The organism is Pararhodobacter sp. (genome assembly GCF_034676075.1).
Taxonomy (GTDB): domain Bacteria; phylum Pseudomonadota; class Alphaproteobacteria; order Rhodobacterales; family Rhodobacteraceae; genus Pararhodobacter.
Genome location: NZ_JAUCCQ010000143.1, coordinates 1 through 10,396, shown reverse-complemented (window position 1 = coordinate 10,396; position 10,396 = coordinate 1). Strand labels below are relative to the sequence as shown.

13 protein-coding genes are annotated in these 10,396 nt (G+C 68.2%); 6 read left to right on the top strand and 7 right to left on the bottom strand.

Going from position 1 to position 10,396, the window contains the following annotated elements:
• The first annotated feature begins 591 nt into the window (after positions 1-591).
• On the top strand, positions 592-1,377 hold the full coding sequence (locus VDQ18_RS21100; protein WP_323022842.1) for a phytanoyl-CoA dioxygenase family protein: 786 nt from the start codon (positions 592-594) through the stop codon (positions 1,375-1,377).
• Positions 1,374-1,607: a ribbon-helix-helix domain-containing protein gene (locus tag VDQ18_RS21095; RefSeq protein WP_107750254.1), complete on the top strand. Its 234-nt coding sequence runs from the start codon at positions 1,374-1,376 to the stop codon at positions 1,605-1,607. Before VDQ18_RS21100 ends, VDQ18_RS21095 begins: the two co-directional genes overlap by 4 nt.
• Here the strand turns inward: VDQ18_RS21095 and VDQ18_RS21090 are convergent.
• Genes VDQ18_RS21090 through VDQ18_RS21080 form a run of 3 tightly spaced genes read right to left on the bottom strand, consistent with a single transcriptional unit; the run spans position 1,593 to position 3,667 of the window.
• Positions 1,593-2,111, bottom strand: coding sequence for a gamma carbonic anhydrase family protein (locus tag VDQ18_RS21090; RefSeq protein ID WP_323022841.1), 519 nt, complete (start codon positions 2,109-2,111; stop codon positions 1,593-1,595). The two genes, VDQ18_RS21095 and VDQ18_RS21090, sit on opposite strands and share 15 nt — an antisense overlap.
• Complete coding sequence (gmk, locus tag VDQ18_RS21085) at positions 2,108-2,773, bottom strand: guanylate kinase (RefSeq protein WP_323022840.1); 666 nt, start codon at positions 2,771-2,773, stop codon at positions 2,108-2,110. Before gmk ends, VDQ18_RS21090 begins: the two co-directional genes overlap by 4 nt.
• Positions 2,774-2,776: 3 nt before the next feature.
• Positions 2,777-3,667: a YicC/YloC family endoribonuclease gene (locus VDQ18_RS21080; protein WP_323022839.1), complete on the bottom strand. Its 891-nt coding sequence runs from the start codon at positions 3,665-3,667 to the stop codon at positions 2,777-2,779.
• A gap of 165 nt (positions 3,668-3,832) precedes the next feature.
• Here VDQ18_RS21080 and VDQ18_RS21075 point away from each other — a divergent pair, with 165 nt between their 5' ends.
• Positions 3,833-4,549 (top strand): PAS domain-containing protein, encoded by a 717-nt coding sequence (locus tag VDQ18_RS21075; RefSeq protein WP_323022838.1) that lies wholly within the window; start codon positions 3,833-3,835, stop codon positions 4,547-4,549.
• A gap of 93 nt (positions 4,550-4,642) precedes the next feature.
• Here the strand turns inward: VDQ18_RS21075 and VDQ18_RS21070 are convergent, their stop codons facing one another.
• The gene (locus VDQ18_RS21070) at positions 4,643-6,013 is read right to left on the bottom strand and encodes a class II 3-deoxy-7-phosphoheptulonate synthase (RefSeq protein WP_323022837.1); all 1,371 of its coding nucleotides are present in this window, start codon (positions 6,011-6,013) and stop codon (positions 4,643-4,645) included.
• A gap of 216 nt (positions 6,014-6,229) precedes the next feature.
• Between VDQ18_RS21070 and VDQ18_RS21065 the strand changes: the two genes are divergently transcribed.
• The 3 genes from VDQ18_RS21065 (at position 6,230) to VDQ18_RS21055 (ending at position 8,605) form a co-directional block, all read left to right on the top strand.
• Positions 6,230-7,348 carry a GlxA family transcriptional regulator gene (locus VDQ18_RS21065; RefSeq protein WP_323022836.1) on the top strand — a complete coding sequence of 373 codons (1,119 nt, stop codon included), beginning with the start codon at positions 6,230-6,232 and terminating at the stop codon, positions 7,346-7,348.
• Positions 7,349-7,610: 262 nt separating this feature from the next.
• A complete protein-coding gene (locus VDQ18_RS21060) occupies positions 7,611-7,997 on the top strand; it encodes a hypothetical protein (RefSeq protein ID WP_323022835.1) in 387 nt (128 codons plus the stop codon).
• Positions 7,979-8,605: a nucleotidyltransferase family protein gene (locus VDQ18_RS21055; protein WP_323022834.1), complete on the top strand. Its 627-nt coding sequence runs from the start codon at positions 7,979-7,981 to the stop codon at positions 8,603-8,605. Before VDQ18_RS21060 ends, VDQ18_RS21055 begins: the two co-directional genes overlap by 19 nt.
• A gap of 28 nt (positions 8,606-8,633) precedes the next feature.
• On the opposite strand, the gene VDQ18_RS21050 is transcribed toward VDQ18_RS21055, so the two are convergent.
• From VDQ18_RS21050 to VDQ18_RS21040, 3 genes are all read right to left on the bottom strand, one after another.
• Complete coding sequence (locus tag VDQ18_RS21050; protein WP_323022833.1) at positions 8,634-8,819, bottom strand: DUF4169 family protein; 186 nt, start codon at positions 8,817-8,819, stop codon at positions 8,634-8,636.
• Positions 8,819-9,709 (bottom strand): neutral zinc metallopeptidase, encoded by an 891-nt coding sequence (locus VDQ18_RS21045; protein WP_323022832.1) that lies wholly within the window; start codon positions 9,707-9,709, stop codon positions 8,819-8,821. The genes VDQ18_RS21050 and VDQ18_RS21045 overlap by 1 nt, the downstream gene beginning before the upstream one ends.
• A 154-nt stretch (positions 9,710-9,863) precedes the next feature.
• On the bottom strand, positions 9,864-10,396 hold a 533-nt coding region (locus VDQ18_RS21040), incomplete at its 5' end, for a lyase family protein (protein ID WP_323022831.1).

Below are 10,396 nucleotides of genomic sequence, written 5' to 3'. Positions count from 1 at the left end.
GGGGGTGTGTTATCCGATAACAAGCGCAGGCTGCCTGGCTAAGCCCTTGATGGTAGGCTGATTCGTCCCCGACCACGCCGCAACCCCGCTGACCCGCCCTGCCGCCGGCCCGGGCCCGTTCTCGTTGACAGCCCCCCGCGACCGCCGCCCGCCGCGGGCAAATCACCCCCTCGCGCGCCCCGCTGTTATCCGATGACAGCGCCCCACCGGGCCCCGCCGCCTGCCCCAACGGCGCTCGCCGCCTCTTCGGTCGTGGCGATTCGGCCCCCCGAGGCGAATCGCCCCACCCCGGCCTCGGCCCCCGCGGCGCGGTCGAAAGAGCGTATTTGAGGCAGAATGAAGCGCAGCCCGCCCCCCCCTTCTTTGCGCCGCAAATATCCTCAGGGGTGATCGCGTCTCGGAAACGCGCCAGTGGCGCGTTTCAGCCGAGAACGCCGCGCCCGTGGCGCGGCAGGGCGGCAGAATGCCCCCCGCTGGTCGCCCAAGGCGCCCGCGACAGCGGGCAACGAGGGCGAAACACCTCCTCCGCCGCGGCGATTGACTTCCCGACCCCCGTCGCCGCACTCTCGCCCCGCACGACAGGAGCGCCCCATGACCGTCAGCCAAGCCGATATCGACGCCTTCCGGCGGGACGGAGCGGTGGTCATCCGGGGGCTCTGGGCCGATTGGGTCGACACGATCGCCGCCGGGATCGAGCGCAACATGGCCGAGCCCGGCCCCTATGCCGCCGAGAATCTCAAGCCCGGCGAGGGCGGGCGGTTCTTCGACGATTACTGCAACTGGGACCGGATCCCGGAATTCGGCCGGGTCATCCGCGAGTCACCCGCGGCCCGGACCGCAGCAGCGCTGATGGGCTCGTCGACCGTGCAGATGTTCCACGATCACGTCCTGGTCAAGGAACCCGGCACCGCGAGGGCAACCCCCTGGCATCAGGACGGCCCCTATTACTTCGTCGAGGGGCGCCAGACGGTCAGTTTCTGGTCGCCGATGGAGCCGGTGCGCGAGGCGACGCTGCGCTGTGTCGCGGGCTCGCATCTTTGGGAGAAGCCCGTCCTGCCGACCCGCTGGCTGGCCGAGACCGCCTTCTACCCCGACCCCGAGGCCTATCGCCCGGTGCCCGACCCCGATGCCGAGGGGATGCGGGTGCTGGAATGGGCGCTCGAACCCGGCGACGCCGTGGCCTTCAACTTCCTCACCCTGCACGGCGCGCGGGGCAACACCACCGACCGGCGGCGGCGGGCCTTTTCGCTCAGGCTTCTGGGTGATGATGCCCGCTATGTCGAACGCCCCGGCCGCACCTCGCCGCCTTACCCCGGCCATGGCATGCAGCCCGGCCAGCGGCTGCGCGAGGACTGGTTCCCGATGCTGATCGCATGACGCGGCCCGAGAAGCATTCCTTGACGCTGAAAGGTCACCGCACCTCGGTCTCGCTGGAGCCCGAGTTCTGGGCGGCATTCCGGGCGCTGGCGAAGGCGCAGGGTCAGGGCATCAACGAATGCGCCGCGGCCATCGACGCGGCGCGCGGCGATCTGGGGCTGGCCAGCGCCATCCGTCTGGCGGTGCTGCGCGACCTGCAGGCCCGCGCGGGTGGCTCAGAGGGGGCGTAGCCCGTCGCGGAAGCGGCGCATGTTGTCCTGATAAGTGCGGGCCGAGTTCCGCAGCCGGGTGAAGGCCGCCTCGTCCAGCTGCCGCACCACCTTGCCGGGCGAGCCCATGACCAGCGAGCCGTCGGGGATCTCCTTGCCCTCGGTGATCAGGGCGCCCGCGCCGATCAGGCAATTGCGGCCGATCCGGGCGCCGTTGAGGATCGTCGCCCCCATGCCGATCAGCGTCTCGTCGCCGATGGTGCAGCCGTGCAGGATGACGTTGTGGCCGATGGTGCAATCGCGGCCGATGCTCAGCGGATAGCCCATGTCGGTGTGCAGCGTGCAGCCTTCCTGCACATTCGAGCCCTCGCCGATCTCGATCCATTCGTTGTCGCCGCGCAGCGTCGCCGTGAACCAGACCGAGGCGCCCGTCATCAGCCGCACCCGGCCGATGACATTGGCGTCGGGGGCGACCCAGGTGTCGGGGTCGATCTCGGGCGTCAGGTCGGCCAGGGCATAGATCATGGCGTGTCTCCGGGGTTGCGGGCGTCGAATTCGCGGTTCAGCCCGCGGACGAAATCGGTCAGGCCGGGCTGGCGGTCGCGGCGCATGCGTTCAGCGCGCAGGATGGTCTTCAGCTCATCCTCGGCCTGGTCGATGTTCTCGTTGACGATGATGTAATCGTATTCCGCCCAATGGCTGATCTCGTCGCGGCTCTTGGCCATGCGTCCGGCGATCACCGCGTCCGAATCCTGCGCGCGGGTCCTGAGGCGCGCTTCCAGATCGGCGATCGAGGGCGGCAGGATGAAGATCGAGACCACGTCGTGCCGCAGGTCCGAGTTGCGCACCTGTTGCCCGCCCTGCCAGTCGATGTCGAAAAGCGTGTCGCGCCCCTCGGTCATCGCTGCGGCGACCGGGCCCTTGGGCGTGCCGTAGAAATTGCCGAAGACCTCGGCATGTTCCAGCATCTCGCCCGCCGCGACCATGGCGGTGAATTCGGACTTGGACTTGAAGTAGTACTCCACCCCGTCCGTCTCGCCCGGCCGGGGCGCGCGGGTGGTGGCGCTGACCGAGAATTTCAGCGTCGGGTCCCAGGCCATCAACCGGCGGGCCAGCGTGGATTTCCCCGCGCCCGAGGGCGAGGAGAGGATGATCAAGAGACCGCGCCGCGAGGCTGAGGGGGCCATCGCCTACTCCAAGTTCTGCACCTGCTCGCGCATCTGGTCGATCACGGTCTTGAGGTCAAGGCCGATCCGCGTGAGGTCGGCGCTCTGGGCCTTGGAACACAGGGTGTTGGCCTCGCGGTTGAACTCCTGCATCAGGAAATCGAGCTTGCGGCCCATCGGTTCGCTTTGCGCCATCAGCCGCCGGGCGGCGGTGACATGGGCGTCGAGGCGGTCGAGTTCCTCGGTCACGTCGGTCTTGACGGCGATCAGCGCCAGTTCCTGCTCCAGCCGCCCGGGATCGACGCCCGGTGCCGCCTCGGTCAGCCGGGCCAGCGCTGCTTTCAGCGAGTCGATCTGGTCGGGGCGGCGGGCGGCGGCGGCCTGGCGGGCCTCGGACGTCAGCCGGGCGATGGTGTCGATCTGGGCGCCGATCACCGCGGCCAGCGCCGCGCCCTCGGCCGCGCGCATGGCGTCGAAGGCAGCGAGCAGCGCCTCGGCCCGGATCAGGAGTTCGCTCACCAGCGCGCCCTGATCCAGCGTCTCGGGCCCGGTGTCGATCACGCCCTTCAGCGCCAAGAGATCCGCCGCCGTCATCGGCGCCAGACCCAGGCCGCGGGCTTCGGCCTGAACCTCGGCCGCCATGATCATGGTTACCGCCGCATCCAGCGCCGCGGGGTTGAGTCGCATCGGCCCCGCTGATTCGCTGCGGGACAGTTTCAACGATAGGGAAACATTGCCCCTTTTAACCTTGTCTGAAAGTATTTTGCGCAACGACCCTTCCAGCCCGTCGAGCCAATCCGGCAGCCTAAATCGCAGATCCAGGCCCCGGCCATTGACCGATCGGAGGTCCCATTGCGCGACGTAAACCACTGAATTTAAAGAGATTTCGCCCGTTTCGGAGGCGTAGCCGGTCATCGACTTAACCATTTCCCTAGAATTTGTCCCCTTTGTGGCGAATTGAGGCTAGATTAAGGCAACAGTAAGAATTCTCAAACAAAGGTAAACAGCAGGTCGGGCGGATTCGAAGGGCCGGGGGGGGGTCATCGAAACGAGCATCGACCGAGTTTGTGGAGCTGAACCATGTCCGATGTCGTGCCTGACTGCCAATCGCCGAGCCAACGCCTTGCCGAGGTCCTGCGCCTGCCCTTCACGGCGCGCAGCGGCGAGCAGGATTACCCGGCGGTCCGGGCGGTGCAAAGCCACTGGAACGAGCTGCGCGGCGACCGGATCTGCCCGTCGCGGGCCGAACTGGACCCCAAGCCGCTGGCCCATTGCCTGGATGTGATGTTCGTGGCCGAGCTGGTGGCCCCCTCGGTGGCGCGGCTGCGGCTCTGCGGGCAGCAGCTGGGCGAACTGCTGGGGATGGAGCCGCGCGGCATGCCGCTCAGCGTCTTCTTCAACGGCGATGCGCGGACCGAACTGGCCCAGGCGCTGGCCCAGGTCGCCCAGGGCGCGCGGGCGGTGTTGCCGCTGCGCTCGGACGCAGGCTTCGGCCAGGCGGCGATTGACGGCATGCTGGCGCTGATGCCGCTGTCCGATCCCGACGGGCGCATCACCCGGGTTCTGGGCGTGCTCGAGACGCGGGGGCCTGCCGGACGCGCGCCGCGGCGATTTCGCCTGAGCGCCCCCCTGCGGATGGAGCGGGACGGCCGCACCCATCCCTTTGCCAAGCCCGCCCCGGCCGCCCGCGCCGGCAATGCCGAGCGCAGGATCGAGGCCTCGGCTCCGGTGTCGGCCGAGCTGCCGCAACGCGGTCAGCGCCCGATGCTGCGGGTGATCAAGGGCGGCAAGGACTAAGGATCCGCGGATCCGCTACGCCCTTGCCGGGCAGAAGAAAGGGCGGCGGGTCTTGCGACCGGCCGCCCTTCTGCTTTTTCCGGGCCTGAGGCCTCAGACCGCCTTGCGCGCCAGTTCCTTGCGGCGCTGCGACAGCTCCTCGGACACGAGGAACGCCAGTTCCAGCGATTGCGAGGCATTGAGCCGCGGGTCGCAGGCGGTGTGATAGCGCGAGGACAGATCCTCGTCCGTCACCGCGCGCAGGCCGCCGGTGCATTCGGTCACGTCCTTGCCGGTCATCTCGAAATGCACGCCGCCGGGGATCGTGCCCTCCGCCTTGTGGACGGCAAAGAAGTCGCGGACCTCCTGCAGCACGCGCTCGAAGGGCCGGGTCTTGAAGCCCGAGGCCGATTTGACCGTGTTGCCGTGCATCGGGTCGCAGGTCCAGAGGACATTCGCCCCCTCTTCCTTGACCGCCCGGATCAGCCGCGGCAGATGCTCGCCCGCCTTGCCGGCGCCGAAGCGCGCGATCAGCGTCAGGCGCCCGGCCTCGTTTTCCGGGTTCAGCTTGCGCAGCAGGACCTTCAGATCCTCGACGCTCAGCGACGGGCCGCATTTCAGCCCGATCGGGTTCTGCACGCCGCGGGCGAATTCCACATGTGCCCCGTCCGGCTGCCGCGTGCGGTCGCCGATCCAGATCATGTGACCCGACCCCGCCACCGGCAGGCCGGTGGTGGAATCGATGCGGCAGAGCGCCTCCTCGTATTCCAGGAGCAGCGCCTCATGCGAGGTGTAGAAATCGACCGTGGACATGGCGCCCATCGTGTCCGAGGTGATCCCGGCCGCGGTCATGAAGTCGAGCGCGTCGGAAATCCGGTCGCTGAGCGCCTTGTAGCGTTCAGCATCCTCGGACTTGGTGAAGCCAAGCGTCCAGGAATGGACCCGATGGATATCGGCGAAACCGCCCTTGGAGAAAGCCCGCAGCAGGTTCAGCGAGGCCGCGGCCTGGGTATAGGCCTGCAGCATGCGCTGGGGATCGGGCACCCGCGCTTCGGGCGTGAAGTCGAAACCGTTGATGATGTCGCCGCGGTAGCTGGGCAGTTCCACGCCGCCCATCGCCTCGGTGGGGGCCGAGCGGGGCTTGGCGAACTGGCCGGCCATGCGGCCCACCTTCACCACCGGCACCTTGGCGCCATAGGTCAGCACCACCGCCATCTGCAAGAGCACCTTGAAGGTGTCGCGGATGATATCGGCGTTGAACTCGGCAAAGCTCTCGGCGCAATCGCCCCCTTGCAGCAGAAAGGCCCGCCCGGCCGCGGCCTCGCCCAGCTGGCGCTTCAACGCACGCGCTTCACCGGCAAAGACCAGCGGGGGATATTTGGCCAGCTGCGCCTCGGCCGCGCCAAGCGCGGCCCGATCGGGATAATCCGGCATCTGGATGCGCTCCTTGGCGCGCCAGGCGGATTTGCTCCAGGCTTCGGTCATCGTGTCCTCCGTCGATGCACCGCCCGGCCCCTAAAACGGCCCGTCAGCGGTATCAGCGCTCATACACCGCTTTTTCGGCCTTGCAAACCAGCCAAGGCGGGCGCGGGCGATTTGTCCCTCCTTGCGGGGCTGCGGCTTTCCTGCTTGGATTGCGACAAACCGGCGTCGCGAACCAACCATGCGGCGACCGTGCCCCCTCCACCCGGATGACCCTAGATGAGCGACCTGCCCGCCCCGCGTTCCAGTTCCCCCCAGCCCCCGCGAACCGGCCGCTCGCCCGCCACTGTCACGGCCCCGGCCGCTGCGCGCTCGCAGCCTGCGCCGATCCGGCAGCGGCATTTCGTGTTCCTGCTGCTCAATCAATTCACCTTCCTCAGCTTCGCCGCCGCCATCGAGCCCCTGCGCATCGCCAACCGGATGAGCGGCCAGCCGCTCTATCGCTGGACGCTGATCAGCGAATCGGGGAAGCCGGTGACCTGTTCGAACGGCGCGACGCTGCTGGTCGACGGCGGGCTGGCCGAGGTCGGGCGCGACGATGTGGTGATCGTCTGCGGCGGCGTCGATGTGCGCTCGAACACCACGCAGCCGGTGGTCAACTGGCTGCGCAAGGTGGCGCGCAAGGGCTCGGTGATCGGCGGGCTCTGCACCGGGGCGCATACGCTGGCCGAGGCGGGCCTGCTCGAGAACCGCCGCGCCACGATCCATTGGGAAAACCGCGACGGGTTCCTCGAGGAATTCACCGACACGGATCTCACGAAATCGGTCTTCGTGATCGATGGCAACCGGCTGACGGCGGCGGGCGGCACCGCCTCCATCGACCTGATCCTGACCATGGTCGCGGATGACCATGGCAAGGATCTGGCCAATGCCGTGGCCGATCAGCTGATCTACACCACGATCCGCACCGACCGCGACATTCAGCGCCTGTCGATCCCGACCCGCATCGGCGTCCGCCACCCGCGCCTGTCAAAGGTCATCGAGCGGATGGAGCAATCGATCGAAGAGCCCGTCTCCCCCGCCGAATTGGCCGAGGAAGTGGGCATGTCGACCCGGCAGCTGGAGCGCTTGTTCCGCCGCTACCTGAACCGCTCGCCCAAGCGCTATTATATGGAGCTGCGGCTGGCGCGGGCCCGCAACCTGCTGATGCAGACCGAACTCAGCGTGATCAACGTGGCGCTGGCCTGCGGCTTTGCCTCGCCCTCGCATTTCTCCAAATGCTACCGGGCGCAATACGGCACCACCCCCTACCGCGAGCGCGGCACGCATGGGCTGGATGACGAGGCGGGCGGCGAGCCGGGGGATGAGGGCGAGGATCTGCTGGACGATCTGGACTGAGGGTCGCCTTCATCCAATCTCTCAGGAATGTGGAGCAAGCCCTTGTGGGAGCACGCATTTACTAGGGTACGCCCTGCCCTGTTGATTCCTTCACGACCCGGCTCCGCCGATCGGGGCCCCTGCGCTGGCTCCCGCTCTTTCACTGAGGGATGAAGGTGTTATAGTCGGCCGCAGTCGGCGATCGCGGCCCTCCTGTCGCGGTGACGCCCGGTTTTGGCGGGTTCGAGGAAATCCGCGCTCCACGGATAGACGGCGACCTTTCATGAAACTCCTGCTCCCCCTTCTGGCCCTCAGCATGGCCCAATGCGCGATGGCCGAGAATGTCCCGGCCCAGATCCTCGATTGCGCCTTCGTCCAGGAATGCGACGCCGCCAGCGCCACCTGCACCACCGGCAGCCAGCCGCAGCTGTCCTTCTCGCTGGTGATGTCGGACGACGGTGAGACCGCGCGGTATGAGAACAACACTGCCAACCCGCCGATGCAGATCAGCTTCACCAATGACGGGGTGCTGGTGGCCTTCGACCCCTCGGGTCCGACGATGACCAGCGTCGGTGCCAATGGCATCGCGGTGCATTCCTCTAACCTGATCGTGCTGGCCCATAACATCCGCGCCGCGCAATGGACGGGGACATGTCACCCCCGCGGCTGAAGCTGGTGCTGCTGGGGGCCGGCGGCTCGACCCGGATGCGGGGCGGCGACAAGCTGCTCGAGCCGGTCGAGGGCGCGCCGCTGATCCGGCGGCAGGCGCTGGCAATGCTGGCGGCGGGGATCGGCCCTGTCGCCGTGACCCTGCCCCCGGACCTGCCGCAGCGGGTGGCGGCGCTGGAGGGGCTGGATGTCGAGCATCTGACAATCCCCGATGCCGCCCAGGGCATGAGCGCCTCGCTCCGCGCCGCGGCCCGTTGGGCCGAGGGCGCGGCGCTGCTGGTCGCCCCGGCCGACATGCCGGAGCTGATGGCCGAGGATTTCCGCCGCCTCGCCGCGGGCTATGACGGCACCAGGCCCCTGCGGGCGACGGCCGCGGACGGCACACCCGGCCATCCGGTAATCTTCCCGCCCGCGCTGCTGCCGCGCTTTGCCGGGCTAAGCGGCGACGACGGGGCGCGTTCGATCCTGAAGGCGCATCCGCCCCTGCTGGTGGCGCTGCCGGGCGTGCGGGCGGTGACGGACCTCGATACGCCCGAGGATTGGCATGCGTGGCGGGCCCGGAGACAGGGCCAAAGCGGGGGCCAGCCCCCGCACCCCCGGGATATTTAGAGAACAAAGATGCGCGGTTAAGGAAGGGTTAGTCGGCCTTCGGGTCGCGTTTGTGGGCGTCAAGCTCGCGCGCAGCCTTGTCGGCGCGGGCCTTGGCGAGGTCCTTCTGGCCTTTGCTCAGCCCGTGCTTCGCGGCCTTCGCATCGCCCTCGGCCCGCGCGGTCTCCCGCGCGGCCTGTTTGCGCTTTGTGCGGAGGTTGACGACCTCTCCCATCACAGGCTCCGGGCGGCGAAGGTGTCGCATTGCGCCGGATCGCCCGCGCGGTAGCCGCGGAAGAACCAGTCCTGCCGCTGTTCCGAGGTGCCATGGGTGAAGCTGTCGGGCACCACGCGCCCGCCCGCCGAGCGCTGCAGCGCGTCGTCGCCGATGCGGGCGGCGGTGTTCAGCGCCTCGCGGATATCGGCATCGGTCAGCGCCAGTTCGCGTGCCGCCTCATGCGCCCAGACCCCGGCATAGCAATCGGCCTGCAGCTCGATCCGCACCGAGAGCGCGTTCGACTCGCGTTCCGAGACGCGGGCGCGTTGTGCGTTCACCTCGCCCAGCGTGCCGGTCAGGTTCTGGACGTGGTGGGCGACCTCATGGGCGATGACATAGGCATTGGCGAACTCGCCGCCTGCGTTCAGCTGCTGCTCCATCACCCGGAAGAAATCGGTGTCGAGATAGACGCGGCGGTCGCCCGGGCAATAGAACGGCCCCATCGCCGATTGCGCCATGCCGCAGGCGGAGCCGGTGCCGCCACGATAGAGGACCAGCGTGGTCGGCGTATAGCGCTGGCCGGAGGCGGAGAAAATCTGCGTCCAGACCTGTTCGGTTTCGCCGAGGATGGTGGCGACGAAGGCTTCCTCGTCATCGTCGATGGTGTTGGGTCCGGTCTGCGTGGTCTGCTGGGTCGGCGCGTTGAACGAGCCGCTGCCGCCGGTCAGGCCGCTGAGGTCCACGCCGAAATAGGCGCCGATCAGCAGGACCACGAGGGTGCCGACGATGCCCAGGGGCCCGGCGCCGCGCCCGCCGCCGATGCGGATGCCGGGCAATCCGCCGCGCGAGGAGCCACCGCTGCGCCGGTCCTCGATATTCCGGCTGGTCCGTTTGCCGCGCCATTCCATGAAGGGATCCTCCCGCTGCCGGTCTCCGATCTTGCGCGGAATGGCCCGGCTGTCAAACATGCTTCTGGCAAACGCGCCGGGGCCTGCCCGGTTCCCGATGCGAAAGGGGCGACCCGGCGGGCCGCCCCTTCCCTGTCAGCATGGCCCTTGGGCCTCAGCCCTTGGGACCGATCATGTCCTCAGGCCGGACGATGCGGTCGAAGGTCTCGCCATCGACATACCCCAGCGCGATGGCTTCCTCGCGCAGCGTGGTGCCGTTCTTGTGGGCGGTCTTGGCGACCTTGGTCGCGGCATCATAGCCGATGGTCGGCGCCAGCGCCGTCACCAGCATCAGCGATTCCTTCATCAGCTTGTCGATCCGCACGGTGTTGGCCTGCGTGCCAACCACCATGTTGTCGGTGAAGGCCGAGGCCGAGTCGCCCAGAAGCTGCATGGATTGCAGCACGTTGTAGGACATCATCGGGTTGTAGACGTTCAGCTCGAAATGACCCTGCGAGCCGGCAAAACCCACGGCGGCATCGTTGCCCATGACATGGGCGCAGACCATGGTCAGCGCTTCGGCCTGCGTCGGGTTGACCTTGCCCGGCATGATCGACGAGCCCGGCTCGTTTTCCGGCAGGATCAGCTCGCCGAGACCCGAGCGCGGGCCCGAGCCCAGCAGCCGCAGGTCGTTGGCGATCTTGAAGA

Excerpts from the sequence above, each read along its gene's own strand:
- VDQ18_RS21100 (WP_323022842.1), top strand. The coding sequence starts at position 592 with ATGACCGTCAGCCAAGCCGATATCGACGCCTTCCGGCGGGACGGAGCG.
- VDQ18_RS21095 (WP_107750254.1), top strand. The coding sequence starts at position 1,374 with ATGACGCGGCCCGAGAAGCATTCCTTGACGCTGAAAGGTCACCGCACC.
- VDQ18_RS21090 (WP_323022841.1), bottom strand. The coding sequence starts at position 2,111 with ATGATCTATGCCCTGGCCGACCTGACGCCCGAGATCGACCCCGACACC.
- gmk (WP_323022840.1), bottom strand. The coding sequence starts at position 2,773 with ATGGCCCCCTCAGCCTCGCGGCGCGGTCTCTTGATCATCCTCTCCTCG.
- VDQ18_RS21080 (WP_323022839.1), bottom strand. The coding sequence starts at position 3,667 with ATGACCGGCTACGCCTCCGAAACGGGCGAAATCTCTTTAAATTCAGTG.
- VDQ18_RS21075 (WP_323022838.1), top strand. The coding sequence starts at position 3,833 with ATGTCCGATGTCGTGCCTGACTGCCAATCGCCGAGCCAACGCCTTGCC.
- VDQ18_RS21070 (WP_323022837.1), bottom strand. The coding sequence starts at position 6,013 with ATGACCGAAGCCTGGAGCAAATCCGCCTGGCGCGCCAAGGAGCGCATC.
- VDQ18_RS21065 (WP_323022836.1), top strand. The coding sequence starts at position 6,230 with ATGAGCGACCTGCCCGCCCCGCGTTCCAGTTCCCCCCAGCCCCCGCGA.
- VDQ18_RS21060 (WP_323022835.1), top strand. The coding sequence starts at position 7,611 with ATGAAACTCCTGCTCCCCCTTCTGGCCCTCAGCATGGCCCAATGCGCG.
- VDQ18_RS21055 (WP_323022834.1), top strand. The coding sequence starts at position 7,979 with ATGTCACCCCCGCGGCTGAAGCTGGTGCTGCTGGGGGCCGGCGGCTCG.
- VDQ18_RS21050 (WP_323022833.1), bottom strand. The coding sequence starts at position 8,819 with ATGGGAGAGGTCGTCAACCTCCGCACAAAGCGCAAACAGGCCGCGCGG.
- VDQ18_RS21045 (WP_323022832.1), bottom strand. The coding sequence starts at position 9,709 with ATGGAATGGCGCGGCAAACGGACCAGCCGGAATATCGAGGACCGGCGC.